General features: G+C 53.4%; 17 protein-coding genes. 8 read left to right on the top strand and 9 right to left on the bottom strand.

What is annotated here, in order from left to right:
* The first annotated feature begins 119 nt into the window (after positions 1–119).
* The gene (locus tag DUE52_RS15890; protein WP_114407013.1) at positions 120–3278 is read left to right on the top strand and encodes an efflux RND transporter permease subunit; all 3159 of its coding nucleotides are present in this window, start codon (positions 120–122) and stop codon (positions 3276–3278) included.
* 703 nt (positions 3279–3981) lie between these two features.
* On the top strand, positions 3982–4371 hold the full coding sequence (locus DUE52_RS15885; RefSeq protein WP_114407012.1) for a response regulator: 390 nt from the start codon (positions 3982–3984) through the stop codon (positions 4369–4371).
* A 3-nt stretch (positions 4372–4374) separates the two neighbouring features.
* Here the strand turns inward: DUE52_RS15885 and DUE52_RS15880 are convergent, their stop codons facing one another.
* From DUE52_RS15880 to DUE52_RS15850, 7 genes are all read right to left on the bottom strand, one after another.
* Entirely contained in the window at positions 4375–7224 is a 2850-nt protein-coding gene (locus DUE52_RS15880; protein WP_114407011.1) for a helix-turn-helix transcriptional regulator, read from the bottom strand.
* Between the two features lie 77 nt (positions 7225–7301).
* Entirely contained in the window at positions 7302–8720 is a 1419-nt protein-coding gene (locus DUE52_RS15875; RefSeq protein WP_229312184.1) for a hypothetical protein, read from the bottom strand.
* Between the two features lie 47 nt (positions 8721–8767).
* Positions 8768–9589, bottom strand: coding sequence for a GNAT family N-acetyltransferase (locus DUE52_RS15870; protein ID WP_133299853.1), 822 nt, complete (start codon positions 9587–9589; stop codon positions 8768–8770).
* 194 nt (positions 9590–9783) lie between these two features.
* Complete coding sequence (locus DUE52_RS15865) at positions 9784–10746, bottom strand: threonine ammonia-lyase (RefSeq protein WP_114407009.1); 963 nt, start codon at positions 10744–10746, stop codon at positions 9784–9786.
* Between the two features lie 156 nt (positions 10747–10902).
* Positions 10903–11781 (bottom strand): alpha/beta fold hydrolase, encoded by an 879-nt coding sequence (locus DUE52_RS15860; protein ID WP_229312183.1) that lies wholly within the window; start codon positions 11779–11781, stop codon positions 10903–10905.
* A gap of 6 nt (positions 11782–11787) precedes the next feature.
* On the bottom strand, positions 11788–12264 hold the full coding sequence (locus tag DUE52_RS15855; protein ID WP_114407096.1) for a methylated-DNA--[protein]-cysteine S-methyltransferase: 477 nt from the start codon (positions 12262–12264) through the stop codon (positions 11788–11790).
* Between the two features lie 112 nt (positions 12265–12376).
* Positions 12377–13591, bottom strand: coding sequence for a PQQ-dependent sugar dehydrogenase (locus tag DUE52_RS15850; RefSeq protein WP_114407008.1), 1215 nt, complete (start codon positions 13589–13591; stop codon positions 12377–12379).
* Between the two features lie 294 nt (positions 13592–13885).
* On the opposite strand from DUE52_RS15850, the gene DUE52_RS15845 reads away from it, so the two are divergent.
* The 3 genes from DUE52_RS15845 to DUE52_RS15835 all read left to right on the top strand — a co-directional run bounded on the left by DUE52_RS15845 (position 13886) and on the right by DUE52_RS15835 (position 15955).
* Complete coding sequence (locus DUE52_RS15845; RefSeq protein WP_114407007.1) at positions 13886–14710, top strand: serine O-acetyltransferase; 825 nt, start codon at positions 13886–13888, stop codon at positions 14708–14710.
* A gap of 278 nt (positions 14711–14988) precedes the next feature.
* Positions 14989–15540: an RNA polymerase sigma factor gene (locus DUE52_RS15840; RefSeq protein WP_114407006.1), complete on the top strand. Its 552-nt coding sequence runs from the start codon at positions 14989–14991 to the stop codon at positions 15538–15540.
* A gap of 67 nt (positions 15541–15607) precedes the next feature.
* Complete coding sequence (locus DUE52_RS15835; protein WP_114407005.1) at positions 15608–15955, top strand: thioredoxin family protein; 348 nt, start codon at positions 15608–15610, stop codon at positions 15953–15955.
* 153 nt (positions 15956–16108) lie between these two features.
* Here the strand turns inward: DUE52_RS15835 and DUE52_RS15830 are convergent, their stop codons facing one another.
* Complete coding sequence (locus DUE52_RS15830; protein WP_229312182.1) at positions 16109–16804, bottom strand: pirin family protein; 696 nt, start codon at positions 16802–16804, stop codon at positions 16109–16111.
* Between the two features lie 28 nt (positions 16805–16832).
* Positions 16833–17561, bottom strand: a complete 729-nt coding sequence (locus DUE52_RS15825; RefSeq protein ID WP_114407003.1) for a dioxygenase family protein — start codon at positions 17559–17561, stop codon at positions 16833–16835.
* A 239-nt stretch (positions 17562–17800) separates the two neighbouring features.
* Between DUE52_RS15825 and DUE52_RS15820 the strand changes: the two genes are divergently transcribed.
* From DUE52_RS15820 to DUE52_RS15810, 3 genes are all read left to right on the top strand, one after another.
* Positions 17801–18409 (top strand): RNA polymerase sigma factor, encoded by a 609-nt coding sequence (locus DUE52_RS15820; RefSeq protein ID WP_114407002.1) that lies wholly within the window; start codon positions 17801–17803, stop codon positions 18407–18409.
* 91 nt (positions 18410–18500) lie between these two features.
* Complete coding sequence (locus tag DUE52_RS15815) at positions 18501–19583, top strand: FecR family protein (protein WP_114407001.1); 1083 nt, start codon at positions 18501–18503, stop codon at positions 19581–19583.
* 173 nt (positions 19584–19756) lie between these two features.
* Entirely contained in the window at positions 19757–23095 is a 3339-nt protein-coding gene (locus tag DUE52_RS15810) for a TonB-dependent receptor (protein ID WP_165840952.1), read from the top strand.
* The last annotated feature ends 4 nt before the right edge of the window (positions 23096–23099 follow it).

Here is a 23099-nt window from a genome sequence, read left to right as displayed (position 1 = left end):
GTGAATGAGTGACGGGGTCGCCCGCGCGGTGAGCGAATAAAATCTCAATACTCTGCCTGCCGATAGCGTATTTCCCCTATTCATTTAGTCACTCAATCACTCAATCACTCATTGAGAATATGAACAGGTTCATTCGGAATATCGTCGGCTTTTCGCTCAAAAACCGGTTTTTTGTCTTTTTCATGACTGCCGGACTCATCATCGCCGGTGTGGTGAGCTATCTGAATACCCCGCTCGAAGCGTTTCCCGACGTCACCAACACCCAGATTATCGTCGTGACAGAATGGAACGGGCGGAGTGCCGAAGAAGTGGAGCGGTTTGTGACCGTGCCCATCGAAGTGGCCATGAACTCGGTGCAGCGGAAAACGAACGTCCGGTCGATTACGATGTTCGGATTGTCGGTCATCAAAATCATTTTTGAGGATGATGTCGAAGACTTTTTTGCCCGGCAACAGGTGAATAATCAGCTTCGGAATGTGACGCTTCCCGAAACCGTTGAGCCGGATGTGCAGCCGCCGTATGGCCCGACGGGTGAAATTTTCCGGTTTACGCTGGAAAGCAAAACCCGCGATAGCCGCGAACTGCTGACGTTACACAACTGGGTGATCGACCGCCAGTTGCGCAGTGTGCCGGGGGTGGCCGACGTCGTGGCGTTTGGCGGACAGGAGAAAATCTACGAAATCCGGGTCAATCCCACGCAACTGACCAAATACGACCTGACGCCCCTGGAAGTATACCAGGCCATCACGCGCAGCAACATCAACGTCGGGGGCGATGTCATCGAGCGCAACGGGCAAGCCTATGTTGTTCGGGGCGTCGGCCTGCTGACGTCAATTCCCGATATTGAAAACATCATCATTGAAGAACTGAATGGCAATCCGGTTCTGGTGAAAAACGTGGCCGAAGTCGCCGAATCGAGCTTGCCCCGGGTCGGGCAGGTTGGCTTGAACGACAACGACGACGTGGTGGAAGGCATCGTGGTGATGCGGAAAGGCGAAAATCCCAGCGAAATTCTGACGCGGGTGAAGGATAAAATCGAAGAACTGAACACCCGGATTTTGCCATCGGACACCAAGATGGTCACGTTCTACGACCGGGACAACCTCATTGCGTTCTGTACCCGAACGGTGATGCACAACCTGATCGAAGGCATCGTTCTGGTGACGGTCATCGTGTTTGTGTTCATGGCCGACTGGCGCACCACCGTCATCGTTTCCATCATCATTCCGCTGGCTTTGCTGTTTGCGTTTATGTGTCTCCGTTTGCGGGGCATGTCGGCCAATTTACTGTCGATGGGCGCGGTCGATTTCGGCATCATCATCGACGGAGCCGTGGTGATGGTGGAAGGGATTTTCGTGACACTCGACCATCTGGCGCACAAAAAAGGCATGGCGACCTTCAACCGGATGAGCAAACTCGGGCTGATCAAAAAAACCGGGGGCGAGTTGGGTAAAGCGGTTTTCTTTTCCAAACTGATCATTATTACGGCGCTGCTGCCCATTTTTTCCTTTCAGAAAGTGGAGGGCAAAATGTTCTCCCCGCTGGCCTGGACGCTCGGTTTTGCCTTGCTGGGTGCCTTGTTGTTCACGCTGACGCTGGTACCGGTTTTGTGTTCCATGCTGCTGCGGAAAAACGTTCGGGAAAAGAATAATTTCATCGTCCGGTTTTTTACGAATACCGTTACCGCCGGTTTTGAATGGTGTTATGCCCGCAAACGACTGAGTTTTCTGCTGGCTACGGTTTGTCTGGGGCTGACGTTTTTCTCGGCAACCCTCTTGGGAACGGAGTTTTTGCCGCAGCTTAACGAGGGTGCGTTGTGGGTGGAAGCCAAATTGCCGATGAGTTCGTCGCTGAGCGAAACGACCAAAATGGTGCGCGTTCTGCGGAAAAAGCTGATGGAATTTCCGGAAGTCAACGGGGTGTTGTCGCAAACCGGCCGCTCCAACGACGGCACCGATCCCTCCGGTTTTTATTACGTGCAGATGCAGGTGAACCTGAAACCGAAAGACGACTGGCCGGATCGCCGGACCGGGCGCAAGATTTCCACCGACGACCTGATCGAAGAGATGGATGTGAAACTTAAACAGTTTCAGGGAATTAACTACAACTATTCCCAGCCGATCATCGACAATGTGGCCGAAGCCGTGGCCGGGATGAACGCGTCGAATGCCGTCAAGATTTTTGGAGAAGATCTGACGACGCTCAACGGTCTGGCCGATGAGGTGATCGAAGCCATTCAGGACGTGCCCGGTATCAAGGATGTCGGTATTCTGCGGAACATCGGCCAGCCCGAAATCAGCGTGTTGTTTCACGATCATAAAATGGCTTTATACGGGGTTTCAACCGCTGATGCCCAGGCGGTTATCGAGATGGCGATTGGCGGGAAAACCGCTTCGATTCTGTACGAGGGAGAACGCCGGTTCGACATCCGGCTGCGCTACGCCGAGCAGTATCGGAAAACCGAAGACGACATCATGCGGCTGATGGTGCCGACGATGCACGGCAGCAAAATACCGCTCAGCGAGATTGCAACCCTGCACAAAACCACCGGCCCGGCGTTTATCTACCGCGATCTAAACAAGCGGTTTATCGGGGTGAAGTTCTCCGTCCGGGAGCGCGATCTGGGCAGCACCATTGCCGAAGCGCAGCAAAAAGTCAATCAAAAACTGAAGAAACTGCCGAAGGGCTATTCCGTCAACTGGACGGGTGAATTTGAAAACCAGGTGCGGGCCACCCAGCGGCTCGGGGAGGTGGTTCCACTCAGTCTGGCGGCCATTTTCGTCATTCTCTTCATCACGTTTGGCAATCCGAAAGATGCCGGGCTGGTGTTGCTCAATGTGCCGTTTGCGCTGATGGGCGGCATTTTGGCGCTACACGCAACGGGCATCAACTTTGGTATTTCGGCGGGAGTGGGCTTCATTGCGCTGTTTGGCATCTGTGTGCAGAACGGCGTGATTCTGGTGTCGGTTTTCAACCAGAACCGGGCCGACCGGCTTCCGCTCGACGAGGCCATTCGGCAGGGAATCCGCAGCCGGATTCGCCCGGTGGTCATGACGGCCTTGATGGCGGCTATCGGGTTATTGCCGGCGGCCGTCTCGACCGGGATTGGCTCCGAAACCCAGAAACCGCTCGCGGTGGTCGTCATTGGCGGTTTGATGACGGCCACGGTGCTGACGCTGCTGATTTTTCCGATTCTGTACCGGTTTTTTTATCGCCGGGCCGAAACTGCCCCAAAAACCTGGCGACGGGAACCGGAGCTTTTGGGAGGGTCGAATTAACATTTTTCTAAGATTGCTCTAAGCGTTTTCTAATGTAGCCGCGTCAATTTTGTGTTCAGATTAAAGAGGTGAGACAAGAGAATAAAGACCTGAAATTATGCGCTGTTTATTCAGTCTTTACTCTCTGATCTCACCTCTTTCCTCTCCTTGCAATAGAAGGTTTTTGGCGAGTAACATTGCTAATTTCAGGTGATTCCGATAGCCGGTTCTTTTCTGGGAATCGGCTATTTCTTTTGTAAGAAAATTCTAATTTTTTTTTAATCGGGCTCTAAGCGGGTTTTAAGATGCGTATCTCATCTTTGTAGAAATACTTAACCCTTACTTGATATGTCCTGGTTTGAATACAGTCAATGCGTACTGAACAAAGTTGATTTCGACCGGCGGCTTTTCCGAAAAGAATTACGGAAACTTTTGCGATGGCTCTCTCCGCCGGAGCGTATACAATTATTGCAGTGGTGTCGCCAGCAGGTTCTGCGAAAAAGGCGAGTGCTTACGTAGACGAAAGAGTTGAGACAAGAGAGTAAAGACCTAAAATCATTCGCTGTTGTATAAGTCTTTACTCTTTTGTCTCAACTCTCTTGTCAAATTTTGTGTGTTTTCTTTAGCGTTTTAGGTAGAAAGGGAGTAGCCGATCCAGTGATTGGATCGGCTATCTTGTTGAGAATGAGTTCGGAAAAGGTTCAACTCTAAAATCAGATTCATTATGTTGTTGAAACACCGTCTTGTTTTTATTGTCGATGACGACGACGATGACCGGTTTATGCTCTGGCAGGCCTTCCAGAAACACCATCCCGGTTGTTTGCTGTACACGTTTTCCAATGGTCAGGAATTGCTGGATCACCTGACCGACTATGCCGACCGGCCGGATCTGATCATTCTGGATCTCAATATGCCCGTACTGGACGGTTTTGCAACCCTGAAACGGTTGAAACTGAGCAGTCAGTTACGGACCATTCCCACCGTGATCCTGGGATCTTCCTTCGAAACCAACGACAATCTGCGCGTCCATGAAGCCGCAAATGGAACCGTGCTCGTCAAGCCCACGAGTTACAGTGAACTGGTTCGGTTGACAAACCAATTGTGTCCGGTCTAGCTTCTACCGGGTTTCCAACCGGGTTTCCACATCCAGTGCTTTGCGGACGGCTTCAGCCCGGGTGCGGCAGTTAAGCCGGTCGAACAGATGGCGAACGTGCATATCGACGGTTCGGGTGCTCAGGTGCAGTTTCACCGAAATCTCTTTGTTGGATAATCCCTCCACCAGCGCCTGCAAAATTTCCGCCTGCCGCCTGGTCAGACCCGCCAACGCTTTCCCTGACCCGGTTTTGGCCTCCTTTTCTGAAATCGAATTCAACAACGCCGTAATGGCAGCCGCCAGGGGCCGAACCGCCAGTTGTTTCGCCAGTTGCAGCGCCTGCCGGAGCAGGTCGGAAGCCGCCGGTTTGTCGCCCGCGGCCCCCTGCAATTTTCCCTGTTTGTATAAAGCAATCACCTGTTGCAAAGGCAGCGAAAGTTCCGCGAATGACCGAACGGCATGGGCGTAGTGTTCGTTCGCTTCCCGGTCGTTCTGCTGAACCGATGCCAGCTCGCCCAGCGCAAAAGACAGCGTGGCTACCGCTTCGGGATTGCCGGTCAGATTGGCAATGGTCGACAGAATCTGGACAGTCTGGTTGCCTTCTTCCTGATAGCCATGATCGGTAAAAAACGACATCGCACTGCACAGGCCGGGCAGAATATCGTGTACTTCGTGCGTTTGTTCCCACACGGTCAGCAAGTGGGTAAAATGCTGCCGGGCTTTCTCCACCTGGTTTTCGTTTTCGTACGTAACCGCCGTAGCACAGTACAGAATCGACTCAATGAGTTGGTAATTAGCCTGAACCATAAAAGGGTAGACTTGATCCAGGTAATGCCGGGCGGTTTTGTTTTCTCCCCGGAACCCCTTGATGATGCCCATAAGCAGGTAGCCCACCGCCCGGGAAGGCTCGTTGCTGTCGGGACTTTCGACATACTCCCTGCAAAGCTCAAGACACCGTTTCCAGTCGCCCATTCGGAACAACACCCAGCACATGCAACTGACGCAGAACAGGGCCTGCGTCTCCATTCTCTCACTTCGGCAAAAGTTGAGTGCAGTCGTGTACGCCTGAATCGATCCTTTGAAATCGGAAGCATATTCCAGCGTTCCGGCCAGTTTTCGGTAGGCATACGCATAGGCCCCCACCTGATTTTCGACCAATGCCAGGGCAATAGCCTCCCGGGCCATCTGCTCGCCTTCTTTGTTTTTGCCCTGCATGGAAAGGATGTACCCCTTCAGGCTCATCGATTTGGCCTGCAGATCGACGGAACCGGACTGAATGGCGTTTTGAACGGCCCGGTTGATCACGTCCAGTGCCGCATTCAGGCTCAGGTCGTCGATGTGGCGGTTGGCCAGATCGTGCCAGTCCTTCGCGGCTTCGGCCCAAAAACCGGCCCGTTCGTAGCACTCGGCCGCTAACTGCCGGCAATGTTTGTAGTGTTGCCAGATGCCCTGTAAGGCGTAGGAAATCGCCAGCGAGCGGTAGGTTTCTCCTTTCTTCGAATCGTCTTCCAGCACCAGCGGGCTTTCCAGCATTTCGCGCAGGGCCCGAATCGACAAGTGCGTTTGCCCTCCTACCCGGGCGCAGTGAGCCAGTTGCTGCAACAACACCAGCCGCGCGGGTTCATCGGTGCCTTTTGGCCACATTTCCAGGGCTTTATGGGCGGTCCGGGCGGCATCGGCGTGGGCATACAACTGGCAGTAGGCTCGGGCAGCTTCGGCGAAAGCCGTCCGGGCGCGCCCTTTTTCTCCGGCTTCCAGCCAGTATTGGGCCACCCGTTCGGGTGCGGTTTCCCGTTGTTCCAAAGCGGCCGCAATGGCCCGGTTCAGTTGTTTTCGCTTCGACCAGAGAATGTCCTGTTTCACCACTTCCCGAACCAGCGCGTGGCTAAAGGAACCGGTTTGCTGGTCTTTCAGGAATAGAACCGAATGAGCCACCAAGGCGTCAATCGCCTGATCATCAGCCGCTAACTCGCTGATCAAATCCAGGCTAAACTCCTGACCAACCAATGACGCCAGTTCGAGCGTCTCCCGGTTTTTATCCGAAATGCCATCGAGTTGCAGGGCGACCATGTCCCGGATGGTTTCCGGAATCGGAATCGGTTGGTTCTTTTCCAGTACCAGCCCATCGGCCCCCCGAACCAGACTGTTTTTATGCTGGAGCGCCCGCGTCAGTTCTTTGACAAAAAAAGGAAGCCCCTGGGTCTGGGCAAAAACCAGTTCCGCCAGCGCCGGGCTGGGGGCCTGACCCAACACCTCTTCCATCAATTCAGCGGTTTCCGCTTGCCGGAGCGGGGGCAGGTTAATTTCGGTAAAAAGCGGCTGACGGCGGAACTGAGTTCGCAGCCGAACGAGCGGATGATCCCGCGGGATCGCATCATCGCGGTACGTCAGCAAAACCGTCATGGGCAAAGTCGTCAGGCCTTCCAGCAAAACCGGCAGGATTTCCAGCGTGGCCTCGTCCGCCCAGTGGCAGTCTTCGATCACCAGCGCCAGCGGTTTCTGGCTGGCAACGGTTCGCAACACTTCCCGAATCGCATCCGTCATCGTTGCCTTATCCACCTCGACCGGAGCGGTTTTGATCTCCGGCAACAGCAGTCCCAACGATTCGAATTGCGCCAGATTCAGCGTTCGCAAGTCAAAGTCGGCGTGGATGGTCCGCAGTGCCTGAACGAAGGGAGAATACGGAAAGGCCACCGACTCAAAATAGTGATAGTCGAGGGTGTAAAAGGGGCGGCTTTTCCGAAGGCCTTCCCGTACAAGCGTCGATTTTCCCATCCCGGCCGGGCCGGCCACCAGCACAATCTGGAGTTGACCAGACCGGCTTTTTTCGAGCGAATGCTGGAGGTGACGCAGGATTTCGGAGCGACCGGTCATGAAAAAAGCGGTTGAATGCAAAAGACCGACAAAGATAACTACTTGCTAATCTTTCTTTTAGCCGATAACTAAAAGGCTCAGGCTTTCCACCACTTTTTGTGGTTGGCGTGGGTATACAAATAGCTGCCGTCTTTGAAATAGTGATCGTAAAAGTCGAGATCGAGGTGGTGCGCCTGTAAGTACGTCAGGCAGTGAATGGCGGGAACCGTGCCGGGAAATTTTCCGAAGGTATCGAAAATATACTGCGCCATCGTGGCGACACATTCCTGAAACTCCGGGCTGTGAAACTGGGCGCTGGACCGGATGCGGGGGCTTTCTTTCCACGGCCCCGGCGTATTTTGGTTGAACGGCCCGCCATCGCCGAATTTCCGTTTCACCAACGCCTTTGTGGCCTCGAGCATATCCTTGTAATGGGGGGGACAAAACGCTTCGAAAACGCCCGGCAAACCGGTGATGTTGGGGAGGGGAGATTTGTCGACCGCGTGGTGTTTAAAACCCAGACCCGGCACCGCCGGATCGCCACTGGCACCCAGCAAACTGAACTTATCGATGCCATCGAACATCCAGCCGCCCAGGCCCATCGCCTGCAACATCAGCATCCCGGCATAGCAGGACGTGGTGAGTTCGGCGGTGGCTTCCGTCAGGCAAAGCTGCTCCATGAAGGTCAGCGGATAGGGATTTTCAATGTCGATCAGATGCTTGAATTTTTCCAGCCCCGGTATTTTCCGGTTGTTCACATCGTCGTAAATACCGTAGCCGTTTTGCACCAGAAAGCAAAGCGCTCCGAGCATGTGTTGCGCCACGTCGGCCACCGGAATGAGCAGTGTACTACCCGGAACATTCACACACCAGGTGTTGTGTCCGTCCATAAACGGCTCTTTCGCGGGAATGTTGAGCCGACCGCTTTGCAGTTTCACAATCCGTTTTCGGTGCTCGCCCAGCCAGTGCGTTAGGTCAAAGTCGCCCTTGTCTTTGCTGACGAGCGATGGGGCGTCGCGGGTGAGCAAAAAGTAAACACCCGTGTCGTCGGTAAAAAAGAACTCGGTTGTATGGAAACCCGCCGACGAGGGGAACGTCCGGCCACCGGCCGCCATCGCATAATTGGCCAGATGGGGGGCATATTTGGCATTCCGGTAGATCATGTGGTGCCAGCCGGTATTGCCGGTTGCTGCGGTCAAGACCATCATTTGCTGCAGATCCGTGAGGGGTTCGGGCTGGTGCTTCGATTTGAACGTCAGCGGGCCATCGGGAATTTCGGCACCTTTCGAAAACCGCCGGGCGCGTCGGCCATACAAGGCTTCGATCAGCGGAAATTTAACCGCTTCGGCCAGCCCTTTCGGCACATTCAACATCCCGTCGATGCGGGTACGACCGCGTTCTTTCAGGTCATTTCCTTTTTTGGTGAATCCCAGTTCCGTGAGGGCTGCGCCCGAAGCGAGCAGCAGTGAACCGATCATTTCGCGACGGTTCACGTTCGATTGGTTGTTCATAGACATGCGTAGAGAGTGAAAGAGTGAGTGATGCGGGTCTGGATGGGCAACGGTTATTTTTTGATGATTTTCAGGTAGTTCGGTCGCAGGTAAGCGAGCTCGAAGCCCTGTTTCAGCATGTTTTGGCAGGATATGGACGGCGTATCCGGTTTGTTTTCGGCGGTTTCGACCGACATGTAGCGGCAACCGAGTTCCCGCGCCTGGCGGATGCGGTGTTGAATCAGGGCGTTTTGCGCGCCCCGGTTGCGGTATTCGGGCAGGGTCGCAGCCACGGCCATGACCCCAATGTTCCCATGAATAAACAACGCGCCGACTGCCACGGCTTTGGCGCCCGACATCACGATGGAATGGTGCCAGTTGGGGCGTTCCAGCGTTGAAGCGAAGAAATACCCCAGCAAGTCGGGCCAGTTGAAAGCCGTCGTAACGATCCGGGCGAACGTGTCCCGGTCCGCCGTCGTGGCCGGGCGGAGCTGGAACGGGCAGGGCGTCTCTCTAAGCGGCAGGTGAATCCGGCGAATCAGTTTCGCCCAGTTGTTGTACGGCTTGAAACCGTGTTTTTCAAGCAGGCAGGGGTCGGTGCCGGGGAACACCGGGACGAAAAAGCGGGGAACACCGGCCTGGGCGTAATAAGCCGTAATCTGTTTCAACTGTGCCGGATTCAGGTCTGTGGTCAGACCCAAACCCAGGCAGCGGTTGAAAGCCAGAATATCGTGCTCCCGGCATAAACCGGCGACGACCTCCTTTCCGAAGGGTTGAAGATCGAAGTAGGGAGCGGTCTCCGGAAAAGTGCTGGCCGCAATGAGATACTCCTGCCAGTAAGTCAGTTCCGCTTGTTCCAGGGAATGGCTCAAGCTGGTATTGGTCAATACGTTCACGTTCTTTGTTGTTTCAGGTAGTAGTTGCAAAACTACCGGATCGGCAAAGTGGTAACAACGCGTAAATTACCGTATTGAGAACGAAAGTTGCCGTATGATCCGCCACTGCTGACAGGGTTTCGGCACCCTGACAGCGGTCAAAGACCCTGTCAGGGTGCCGAAACCCTGTCAGCAGTGGAGCCGTGAGAATCGTTTTAAAACGGTAATTTGCCCAGATCGACGTTTCCACCGGTCAGAATAATGCCTACTTTTTGCCCGGCAAACTGGTCTTTGTGTTTCAGCAAAGCCGCCAGCGGAACGGCGCAGGAGGGTTCGATGATGATCTTCATCCGTTCCCAAACCAGCCGCATGGCCGCAATGATTTCCGCATCCGAAACCGTCAGAATATCCGAAACGTGTTGCCGAATATACCCCAGCGTGCGTTCGCTGAGGCTGGTCATCAGGCCGTCGGCGATGGTTTTGATGTAAGGCGCTTTTTCAACCCGACCACTTTGGAAGGACAACACGGCATCGGCGGCTCCTTCCGGCTCTCCGGCAATCACCTTCGTTTGCGGACTGAGGTAGTGCGTAGCCAAAGCCGTTCCACTCAATAGCCCACCGCCCCCGACCGGTGCCATGATGACATCGAAAAACGATTCGTAATCGGCGTCTTCAATCAGTTCCTTCGTCGCGGTGGCCTGTCCGGCAATCACCCGGTCGTCATCGAAGGGATGGATCAAAACCGCCCCGGTGCGTTCCATGACTTCCAGAACACCTGCTTCGCGTGCTTCGAGGGTCGGCTCGCATTCGATGATTTCTGCACCGTAGTCCCGCACGGCCTCTTTCTTGACCTGCGGAGCCGTCCGGGGCATCACGATATAAGCCTTTGTGCCAACCTGCCGCGCGGCAAAGGCTACGGCTTGCGCGTGATTGCCCGACGAATGTGTGGTGACGGGGCCGAGCGTGCGACCGTAATACCGTTCCTGTTCCGACAGTTGCAGAATGGCGTTCAAACCGCCCCGCGCCTTGAACGCGCCGATTTTTTGAAAGTTTTCCGGTTTGAAGTAAATAGAAGCACCACTGATGGCATTGATGGTCCGGTTGGTGAGAATGGGCGTACGGTGGATGTGTGACCGGATGCGGTCGTGAGCCGCCTGGATGGTTTCGAGGGTAATCATGGGGTTAAAAGAGAGAAAAGAGGATAGAATAAAGACAAGAGAGAAAAGAGGATAGAATAAAGACCAGTGGGTAAAGATATTGTGATTTCGTTGCCCAATCGCGTTTTCTTTCCTCCCTTGTCTTTATTCTCTTGTCTTTTCTCTCTTATCTAGAACTCAATTGACCGATTCATCGGCGGGTGGAGTGGAATACCCGGCACTGCGGAGAATCAAACTTTTCACCATTTCGGAATGGGAATTGGTGATCAAATGACCGGATTCAGGCAGGAAAATGTATTCCGCCGGTTTGCCGATCAGCATTTTTTTGGCATAATCCAGATTCGACGGATCGACCAGCCAGTCTTTTCCACCCTGCATCAACGTTACCGGTATATTCAGTTTGGACCACAGGGGTTCAAGCTGGCGTAATTCGGCTACGTGCGTGTATTTTTCAGCAGTAGCCAAATTGATATGCCGGTCCATAAACAACTTGACGGGAGCCATTTTTCCCCATTTTGAAAACCAGAAAAACTTTTCTTTTTCGGGGTCGAGGGGCGAAGAAATCAGGAAGAGATGTTTTACCCGGCTCGGATACATAATGGCCAGACGGGCAGCCACCGGCGCACCGTAAGAACGACCCAGTACAACCGCCGGTTTTCCGGAATGATTCAGATTAAGGGCGTGGGCGATCCACTGCGCCTGTTTGGCAATGGACGTAACGGCTTTTCGCCCTTTCCGTGACTTTCCGTAACCGGGCCGGTCGACGGAGAGAATGTGAAACCGCTTGTACAAGGCACTATCATCGATCATCCGCAAATAACCATACCACGACCCCGGCGCCCCGTGAATCAGCAGGAGAGGGGGCAGGGTGTCTGAACCAACGCTGGCAACAAACAGTTTCAGGCTGTCGTTTTCGATCGTCACAAAAGTCGGTTTGACGGGCCGGTTAGCAAAATGTTTCTGAATTTCGCGGTCGCTCATCCGCCACTTCCGGAAAAAACAACCGGAAAGGCTGGTGATCAGCAAAAGAAGAAGAAGGCTGTTGAGTACTTTCATCAATCTCTAAAACAAACTTAGTTGTCCATTGGCAACCTGCTCGTGTTCCAGCAACCATTTTTTTCGCCCCAGACCGCCCGCGTACCCCGTCAGGTCGCCATTGGAGCCGATGATGCGGTGGCAGGGAATGATGATCCAGATCGGGTTTTTCCCGTTGGCTGCGGCCACGGCCCGAATGGCTTTTTCGTCGCCCAGACGCCGGGTCAATTCCATATACGACATGGTTTTTCCATACGGCACCTCCGCCAGCATTTGCCAGACCGACCGCTGAAAAGGGGTACCCTGTGGGCGCAGCGGGAGATCGAACGATCGACGGCGGTTCAGAAAATATTCCTCCAGTTGACGCGCACACTTGTAGAGGACAGCCGGCACAAAGGCCGAATCGGCAACGGGATCATTGCTGCACCGAACACTGGCAATACCGTCTTCGTTGCCGCTGATGACAGCCAGTCCAACCGGCGTGTGGATCGTTGTCGTATACATGGTGCTCATTGGGTGTTCCTGGTACCAATCTACAGAAAATACGACAAAAAAAGACAGACTCCGGGTGGAATCTGTCCATCATTTATCGAAAATCGGTTGAAAAAGCAATTGCCTATTTGGTAACAAACCGCTTAATCGTTCCGCTGCTGTGGTCGAGAATGTACAATTCCTGTTTGGCGTCTTCGCCAAAAGCCGAAACCGGGCCGCCCTCGCTGGTGAGCAGTTGATTGCCGGTTTTTTGGTCGCCCTGAAAACTCAACGCCCACACCTTGCCGGTGGCAAAATCCGCGTAAATGTATTTTCCTTTCAGGTCAGGAAGGCTGGTGCCCCGGTAAACGGCTCCCCCCGTCACCGAAACGCCTTCGCTGCGGACGTACTGGTGAATGGGTTCGATCAATTGCCCCTGGTTGCAGTCGTTGGCGGGATTGTAACAATCCTGACCCTCTTTCAAACGCCAGCCGTAATTACCACCTTTTTTGATAATATCGATTTCTTCCAGTTTGTTTTGTCCGACGTCGCCCGCCCAGAGCTGGCCGGTTTCGGCATCAAAACTGAAGCGCCAGGGGTTGCGCAGTCCATAGGCATAGATTTCGGGAAGCGCGTTGGCATTGCCGACAAACGGGTTGTCGGCCGGGATCCCGTAATTGCCTTTGTCGGTTTTGTTGACGTCGATCCGCAGGATTTTACCCAGCATCGTTTTCAGGTTTTGCCCGTTGTTTTGCGGGTCGCCACCGCTGCCGCCATCGCCCGCGGCAATGTACAGAAAACCGTCTGGCCCGAAAGCCACTTTGCCGCCGTTGTGGTTGGCGTAGGGTTGTTCATATTTCAGCAGGATGGTTTCGGTAGCCGGATCGACCCGGTTTGAACCCGCCGTGGCTTTAAATCGGGAAATGACGGTCTCGCGCGGGCTATTTTTGGTGTAATTGACGAAAAAGTAACCGTTTTGCTCAAAATCAGGGTGGAAAGCCAGCCCCAATAGTCCCATTTCACCGCCCGACGCTACTTTGCCAACAATGTCTAAATACGTATCGGCGGTTTTTGTGGCCGCATTGTTTTCAAAAACGCGAATCCGGCCCTCCTGCTCAAGCACAAAAACGCGGTTCGTTCCGTCGCCCGCGTGCGTAAACTCCACAGGTTGTTTGAACGTCAGGCCGGGAAAGGCGTTTTCCAGTTGCAGGGCTGCGGGAGCGATTGTCCCCGGGGTATCGGTGGACTCCTCCGCATCGGCCTCGCGTGGCTGACAGGCCAGCGACACCAGGAAGGCGAAAACCACCGTAACCGTGAGTGAGCTGAGCAGCGTGACCGCCGTTTTTTTGAGGTATGACATGGAAGTATCGATGAAGTTCTTTAGTTTAGTCATAGCAAGATTGTATCCAAAGCGGTGAGACGAACTTTTTGGCAGTGTTTTTGTTTCTTTTTCAACGTATTAGCTGACTATTTGTTGCCGATGTTCGTTTTACTCTCAATTGACGCGTGTTGTTGTCTTTCCTCAAAATGGGGCAGGTGATACACAGTTAGTTACAACACTGATCACCCTTCGGAAGAAGGATTTTTTTTGCTCAGAAGGTATAGTACTCTATCGAATTGATTCTATCCGTAGACTTTATTGAACGACCACTCCATGACTCCTGCCGAACAGCAACATTTCTTTGAACGGATGGCGACCCAAAACGCCAGTTTTCGATACCGCCTGCCTTCCAAACCCGACGTGGGCCGGTTTATCGACAATCTGATTCGTTTCCTTTTTCCCATTACCCAGGATTGTCGGCCTTTTGTGGTCAGCACCGCCGACACCTACCGGGAGTTAAACCGCCAGCTTACCTGTCTGTTAAAACCGCTGGATGAGCATTTGTCGGCTGACAAAGACCGGACTTGTGAACAATTTTTTGACCGGTTACCAAGTACCTATGATGAGTTGTTGCTCGATGCGCAGGCCATCTCGGCGTTCGATCCGGCGGCTGCGGGGGTAGAAGAAGTGATTGCGATTTATCCCGGTTTTTACGCCATTGCGGTATACCGCATCGCCCACGTTTTGACGGAACTGCAAGTGCCGCTCCTGCCCCGGATGATGACCGAATACGCCCACGGCCATACCGGCATCGACATTCACCCGAATGCGGTAATCGGCTCTTCCTTTTTTGTCGACCACGGCACCGGCGTCGTCATTGGTGAAACGGCCGTTATCGGCAGCAATGTGAAAATTTACCAGGGCGTTACGCTGGGAGCCACCAACGTGGCCAAGTCGATGGCGTCGCGGAAACGGCATCCGACCATTGAAGACAATGTGATCATTTATGCCAACGCGACGATCCTCGGCGGTCGGACGGTAGTGGGCCATGATTCAACCATTGGCGGCAACGTCTGGCTGACCCAGAGCGTCGAACCGTATTCGCTGGTGTATCACACCAGCCAGATCGAAGTCCGGTCGCTGGCTTCGGAGTCGTAACCAGGGGCAGTGGGAGATTATATGAAAATAACATACGTTTAGCCCCCAACCCCCTAAAGGGGGCTTTTCAATCCTGATGCATATAGCCCCTTTAGGGGGTTGGGGGCTAAACAGAACAGGACTATTTATAATTTTTGAACTGTCTTTTCGGGTTCATATTAAATAAGGCATTGATATCCAGAGGATTGAAATAGAGGACAGCAAGCTTTAAATAATAAACGAAAACCGCGGGTGATTTTTGGGGCCGCCGTGGTATAAATGGCTATAGGAAATTTGCCATGAACTGCATTTGTGATGACAGCCTGATTGAATCGCTTCGTGCCGGAGAAACGTCGGCGTACGAATGGATTTATAAAAAACAGTATCCAGCCATTGCCCGGTTCGTTCAGCGCAACCACGGGAATGAAGGGGATGCCGAAGATCTTTTCCAGGAATCCGTTCTGGTGCTCTACCAAAAAATAAACGCCCCCGATTTTCGGCTTACGTCCACGCTGAAAACGTTTTTGTTTGCCATTGCGAAGAACATTTGGTTGAAAAAATTGCGGGATGAAAAGCTGGTCACCATCAGCGACGATCAGTTGCTGTCTCTTCAGGACTCCTACGATTTTACCTCGCCCGAGCCTTCGCCAGAAGAGGTTCAGCACGAACGACTCAATGCCTGGATGGCGCGCATCACCGGTCATTGTCAGCGGGTTATCCAGTCGATTTACTTCTCCCATGAACCGATGGACCACCTTATGGTGACGATGGGCTGGAAAAACCGCCATACCGCCGTCAATCAGAAATACAAATGCATTCAGCAGTTGAGACGGGCGTCAGAAAACGGATAAATTTTTCAGCGCGCGGGTGATTTTGGGGGATTTGCCGGAATCAATAAGTAAATCAATCATCAAAATCATGACTACTGAACACACCAAGGCGGTTTATGCAACCGATCAGAACTGGAACGAACTACTGGCTAAACCGGGGGTGCTGCTAGTGGATTTTAGCGCCGAATGGTGCCCGCCGTGCCGAAGACTGGAACCGATCATTCATGAATTAGCCGCCGATTTTGCCGGTTCGGCCACGGTGGCAACGGTGGATGTTGAAATGCACCCCGTCGTAACCGCCCGCTATAAAGTCCGAAACATGCCGACCATCCTGGTTTTTAAAGATGGCGAGCTGGTGAACCGCCAGATCGGTTTTGCACCGAAGCCGGTGCTGACCACAATACTTTTGGAGCAAATGCAGGAAACGGTTTTGTGAAGTAACTTTAATGTGGAATAACTGGAATGTAAAATTTCAAATGATGAATGTTAAATGTAAAAGGACCTGCCAATTCGACACTTTTACATTTAACATTCATCATTTGAAATTTTACATTAAAAAAGCATTGATAATCAAGTTATTACTTGCCTATTACACTTCCAGTACCAGAATAATAGCGTCATTGGACAGCGCTTCAAACTCCACGGCATCCAGATTCCACAACGCCAGCCCATCGCGGGGATGGAGCAGCCGGTCCTGAACTTCAAAAGCGCCTTCGATGGCGAAAACAAACGCCCGTTTTTGGGCATTGCGCAGGGTATAACCGCCTTCCTGCCGACCCCCGAATTTCCCGATAAAACCCAGATTGTTGCGGTTCAGCGAGTAAAACAAGGGCACAAGCTGGTTGCGGTACTGGAGGTCAAAAGTCGTCAGCGGAAAACGTTCGGAGCTTTCGAAACCCGTTGGGCTGGCCTTCAGACCAAGCAGCAGATAGTTAACGGCTTCAGTTTCAAACGGATTACTAATCCGGTATTCCTGCCCCGGTAATACCGTGAAATGAAAGACTTCACCCGCTCCCAGAAAAACGCTTTCTCCGAGACCATCCACCAACTCGATTCCGCCAACCACCGGAATGAGCAACACTTCAGTTGGTTTATCGACCGTCAGAATTTGGCTTTTACCGGCCCGTAACGTATCGTCGTTAAAAACCGTCAGGGCGCCAAAAGGCCGTCGGCTTTCGTGCTGATACAGCCCGAAATTGAAGGTATGAAAACTCCGGTGATCAGCGGACTGCGTGCAGCCGCGCTGATCGGAGAGGTAAATTTGGGCTTCCGTTTCGGTAAGCATAACGGTTGAGTATCCGGTTGATGAGAAACTACGCCAGTACGACAATCGCCCAGGTGAGTTCATAACCCGCTGATGGGCTTCCGGTTACGACTGACATGTTCGTGGAAGTACCATCGCTGAAAACGTTGTCGCGGGCATTGGTGGTGTCGGCCTGGCCGTGGCTGGCGTATACGCCCTGTGCATACACCACCTTGCTGATGTCTTCCGGAAAAGCAATTTGGGATATTTTCAACGATTTGCCAGTGGAATCATAGACGTGGACGTGAATGTGGGGAGCGCGACCGCTGTACCAGCCGGGATAAATGCTGGTAAAGGTCACCAGCCCATTGGCGTCGGATGTCTGGCGTCCCCGCAGAAAATGGACGCTCTGGTAGTTGGTCGACTGCATCTGCGTACCGCCGTATTCGGAATAGTTTCCGGCTGCGTCGCAGTGCCAGATGTCCACCAAAGCCCCCGTCAACCCGGCGCAACTGTTGTTTTTGTTTTGAACGGTAATCTTGATGGTCAGCTTGGTTCCCTGCCGGTCGGAGGTGATGTTGTTGGTAACCAGGCTGGTGGGCGTCTTGGTGGGGAAAGGACCTTCGGTTTCGTTGGAGGTTTCGGTGCAGGTTCCGGTGGTAGTGCCGGTCGTGGTGCCTGTTCCGGTGGTTGTCGTCGGTTCCACGGCGTCGTCGGTTGAGCAGGCGCCAACCATGGGCATGATCGCAGCCATACCCAATGCGGAAAAAGTCCTTTTCAAAAATTCTTTGCGTTCCATGCTGCAGTTGCTATAGATGGTAAAGTTGTGCTTGGTTTCTATCTATATCGCTGAAAGGCCCCGTTTCGTTGCGTTGGATCGGCAATTATAGGTAAACCGGGCGAATTTGTCGGTGAATGGGTCTGACGATCGGTCTGTTGGGATGAGTAGAAGACCGTTGTTAAGTTTGTTTTACCATTCCGCCGATCCCTGTTTTTTGCAGACCAAATTGCCTAACTATGCATCCTTAACCAGCCGCTATGAATGTGAAACCGGTTTACCTGCCAGCCCTGGCCGCCGACCGGCGGGAGTGGGATGCTTTTGTGACCGACGACGAAACCGCCTTCCAGAAGCTGATGGAGCGGTTTTATGGCGCATTGGTCAATTACGGCAGCAAATACAGCAAGGACAAGGAACTGGTAAAAGACAACATTCAGGAGTTGTTTATCGACCTCTGGACCCACCGGCACCGGTTGTCGCAACCCACGTCGGTCAAGGCGTATCTGCTCACGTCTCTGCGTCGGCGGTTGGTGCGGAGTTTGTCCAAACCGTATTTCCTATCCCTTACGGATCAGCTAAACGATGGTGATTTTTATTTCGAACCTTCGCCGGAATTGATCCTGATTGAGCGCGAAAGCATCGTCCGGAAGTCGCAGCAGGTGGCCCGGTATCTGAATGAACTACCCCGCCGTCAGCGCGAAATCATTTATCTGAAATATTACCAGAATCTGGATCGGGAGGAGATTGCCGAGGTGATGGGCATCTCACACCAGTCCGTTTCCAACCTGTTGCAGAAGGCTTTGCTCGCCCTTCGCCGGGTAATTCCCGTCGATCTGACCCTCGTTCTGGTCGGTTTTCTGGTCGCTTAAAACCGCTTTCCAATTATTTTCTTCAATTGCCAAAAAAATGGGGTATGTCCTTTCGCGCGGCTGCATCTCTGAGTAAAAGCCCCACGCGCCGATGTTCAACTACGCTTACTTTACGGTTGAGGAATTCCTGAAAGACGACTGGTTTCGCGAATGGGTTCTGGCCCCGACGCACCAAACCGACGCTTTCTGGAACGAATGGGTACGTCTTCATCCGGAACAGCAAGCAACCATCGACCAGGCCAGGGCGTTGCTGCGGACGTTGGAAATGCCGCATCAACCAGTTTCCAACGCCGAACGGGATGAGGTCATTCGGGAGACCTGGGCCAAAATCCGGCAAAAGCAGGAACCGTCGGTTCGGACCATTCCGCTTTGGAACTGGAGCCGGATGGCCGCTGCCGTTTTTGTGCTGGCGGGATTGGGTTGGGCCGCAATTCTTTATCAAAACCGCACGCAATTCAGCGTGTTACCGGGCCTGGTGTCAACGCAAGCCCATGACCAGATCACCGTAACGAACCCGACTTTGCAGCCGTTGGTGGTACCCTTGCCCGATGGAAGCCGCGTGACGCTTTCGCCCGCTGCCAGCCTGCACTATGACAAACGGTTTACAGAAACGGAACGCCGGACTTTTTTAAAAGGGGAGGCTTTTTTTGAAGTCGCGCGCAATCCGGCCCGGCCTTTTCTGGTCATCACGGAAAAATTGGTGACGCGGGTTTTGGGAACCAGTTTCTGGGTGAAAGCGGAGGCCGGGATGCCGGAGAGTCGGGTGATTGTCAAAACCGGTAAAGTGTCGGTGTTTCGGACGCGTGATCTGGAACAAAAGCAGGCCAAACCGGAAGGCGTGGTGTTGACGCCGAATCAGCAGGTGGCCCTGACAGAAGCCGATAACCGGTTCGCAAAGTCGCTCATTGCCCAGCCGGTGCCGATTAAAACCGCCGGTCAGCCATCGGAAATCAGCTATGCAGAAACCCCGGCACCGCAGATTTTTCAGGCACTGAGTCAGACCTACGGGATCGACATTCTGTATGACGACGAATTGCTGAAACACTGCCAGATTACGGCAACGCTGGCCGACGAATCCTTATTCGAGAAGCTCGATTTGCTTTGTCGCAGTATCCATGCCACTTACGAAGTGATTGATACACAAATCGTTATTTATAGTAAAGGATGTAAGTAGTACGCGTAGAAAAGGTCGGTAATGGTACCAGCATTACCGACCCGAAAAGTACCCGCCTGCCTGTGAAGACCTCTTCGGAAGAGAGGGCGGGATTGTTTTGCCAGTTGAAAACTAACCAAACAGTCAAAAGTATGAAAAAAAGAATACGCAGGCACCCTTTGACCTACCAAATCATGCGTGTCAGTTTCATTCAACTTGTCCTGATAACAGCCTTGGCCGGTATGGCCTACGCCGGGGACGTGGTTGCCCAGAATTTGCTCAACCGAAAAATCTCGCTGCAGGTCGATGAGCAGGAAGTAAAGACGGTTTTGCGGCAGCTTGAAAAACAGGCCGATGTGCGGTTTATGTACAGCCCGCAGGTGGTTCCGGCCAACCGGAAAGTGTCGCTGAACGTGACGAATCAGTCGCTGGCCGACGTGCTCAGCAGCCTGCTGAAACCGCTGAATGTCAGTTATGAAGTAAAAGGGAAGCAGATTCTGCTGGACAAAGCTCCGGAAACCGGGCAGGTGGAACTTCGAACTAAACCTATTGCCCTGGAAGCTCTGGCGCGTACGATCACCGGTACGGTCACGGATTTTGAAAACAAGCAGCCCATTCCGGGCGTGACGGTTGTGGTCAAAGGCACCACCAAAGGCACGGCCACGGACGGGAATGGCCTCTATTCGTTGCGCGTCGACGACGCCGATCAGGCCCTGGTGTTCAGTTTTGTCGGGTATGAACCACAGGAAGTGACCATTGCCAACCGCACGACCATCGCGGTTTCGCTCAAACCCGACATCAAAGCCCTGAGCGAAGTGGTGGTGGTGGGCTACGGCACGCAACGCAAAACCTCGACCACGGCTGCGGTTTCGACCGTCAAAGGGGATGAGTTGAAAGCCGCGCCGGTCGCCAACATCAACAACAGCATCAGCGGGCGTGTATCCGGGGTGTTGTCGTTTCAGGGCAGCGGGGAGCCGGGGAAAGATGCGTCGACCTTGCGGGTTCGGGGCCTCGGAACCACCGGATCGCAAAACGGGGCGCTGACGATTGTCGACGGGATTCCGCGTCCGTTTGCGCAATTGAACCCGAATGAAATTGAGAGCATTACGGTTTTGAAAGATGCCGCAGCGGTGGCTCCCTACGGATTGGCGGGTGCCAACGGCGTTATTCTGGTGACGACCAAACGCGGTAAATCCGGGCGGATTTCGTTGAGCTACAACGGCTGGGTGGGTATGCAGCGACCAACGCGCTATCCCGATTATTTGAACTCGTATGAGTTTGCCTCGTTGTTGAATACTGCCAACAAAAACGCGGGTTTGCCGGCCACCTACACCGACGAGCAATTGCAGAAATACCGGGATGGCTCCGACCCCGACCATTACCCCAATCACGACTGGGTTCGGGAAGTGATCAATTTTCAGGCACCGATGACCAACCATGATTTGACGCTGGCGGGCGGTTCCGACAAGGTGCGGTTTTTTACATCACTGCGCTACATGTATCAGGAGGGGGCGGTGAAAACCATCAATTTCTCGCGGGTCAACCTGGCTTCCAACATTGATGTGAATGCGACGCCGACCACCACGATTTCGCTGGATGTGAAGGGCACGCTGGAGAATACCAACAACCCCGGGTCATCGAGCGGCACCGGTATTTTTACGTCGGTTACCAAAAATCCACCCCTGCTGGTCAATCAGTTGTCGTTCAGCAATGGCCTGCCGGGGAACGAGTTGCTGCCGTCGATCTACGAAAGCGGCTACAACAAGATGACCAACAACATCCTGTTTACGCAGTTGACCATCGAGCAGAAACTGCCGTTCATTCCCGGTTTGGCGATCAAGGGCGTGGCTGCTTACGATAAAAGCTACTCGTTCTCCAAGATCTGGCAAACGCCTTTTACGTATTATACGCTGAATGCCCAGGATCAGTTTGTGACCACCAAAGGGGGCGTGGGCGCTCCGCAGTTGTCACAGGCCTTCAGCCAAAGTCCGAAAACGACTTTGCAAGGGTACATAACCTACCTAAATACATTCGGCAAACATGCGGTCAACGTGCTGGGTGTCGTTGAGCAGCGCAACGGCCAGAATGATGACTTTGCGGCTTCCCGGCTGAACTATGCGGTGTATCTGGATCAGCTCTCGACGGGTAGTACCAACAAAACCAATTACGACAATTCAGGATCGGCCAGTTCGAGTAAGCAGGTCGGTTTTGTGGGTCGTGCCAGTTACAATTATGCCGAAAAGTACCTGGTCGAACTGGCCGGGCGGTACGATGGACACTATTATTTTGCGCCCGGCCAGCGGTTTGCCTTCTTTCCGGCGGCTTCCTTAGGCTGGCGGATCTCGGAAGAGAAGTTCTTCAAAGACCGGATTTTGTGGGTGAATAACCTGAAAATCAGAGCGTCGTACGGCAAATCAGGCAATCTGGCGGGGAGTCCGTTTCAGTACCTGAGTACCTACGGACTGGCGAACAGCTACGTGTTTGGCGGAACCCAGTTTTACCAGACGCAGGGTGTTTTTGAACGCAACGAAGCCAACCCGAACATTACCTGGGAAACCGCCAAAAAGTTTGACATCGGCCTCGAAGCGTCACTCTGGAACGGTCGGCTGAACCTGGAAGCGGATTATTTCCACGAACGCCGGTCGAACATGCTGGTGTCGCCCGCCCAAACGGTTCCGGTGGAATACGGCATCGGGATTTCGCAGGTCAACGCGGGTGAAATGAGCAACCGGGGTGTCGATCTGTCGATCAATACCCGGCAGTCGTTCCGGGGCGGACTGAAGCTGGACGCGACCTTCAATTTCACGTATGCCGCCAACAAACTCGTCCAGACGTTCGAGAATGCCTCGACCTTCAATAACCCCAACCGGCGACGGACGGGGCGGCCCTACAACGCAAGGTTTGGCTACCGGGCCATCGGTTTTTTCCAGTCGGAAGAAGAAATCAAGGCATCGGCCACGCAGTTTGGCGCGCTGAAACCGGGTGATATCAAATACGAAGACATCAACAGCGACGGCAAAATTGACGGCAACGACGAGGTATTTATCGGAAAACCGCTGGAGCCGCAGATGATTCTGGGCTTAACGACCAACCTGACCTGGAAGGGCTTCAACCTGAATCTGTTGTGGCAGGGGGCTGCATCGAGCACGTTATTGCTGGAAAACGAAGCGCAACTGCCGTTTTTCAACGGGGCCAAAGTGTTTCGGGAGCAACTGGATTACTGGACACCCGAGAACCCGAATGCGGCTTACCCGCGCGTGACGCCTTCACCGACGACCAACAACAGCCAGGTATCGTCCTTCTGGATTCGGGATGGCAGTTATCTACGATTGAAAACGCTGGATTTCGGCTACAGTTTTTCGCCGGCGGTTCTGAGCAAGCTGAACGCCCAGACGCTGCGGGTGTATGTTTCCGGTCAGAATTTGCTCTCGTTTTCGAAAGTGCCCTTCCTTGATCCCGAACTGGCCAGCAACCGGGCGCGGTATTATTTCCAGCAAAAGGTGTATACGGTCGGCTTGACGATCGGTTTTTAACGCA

Source organism: Larkinella punicea, from assembly GCF_003334855.1.
GTDB classification, from domain to species: Bacteria; Bacteroidota; Bacteroidia; order Cytophagales; family Spirosomataceae; genus Larkinella; species Larkinella punicea.
This window is presented reverse-complemented; position numbering and strand designations above follow the sequence as displayed.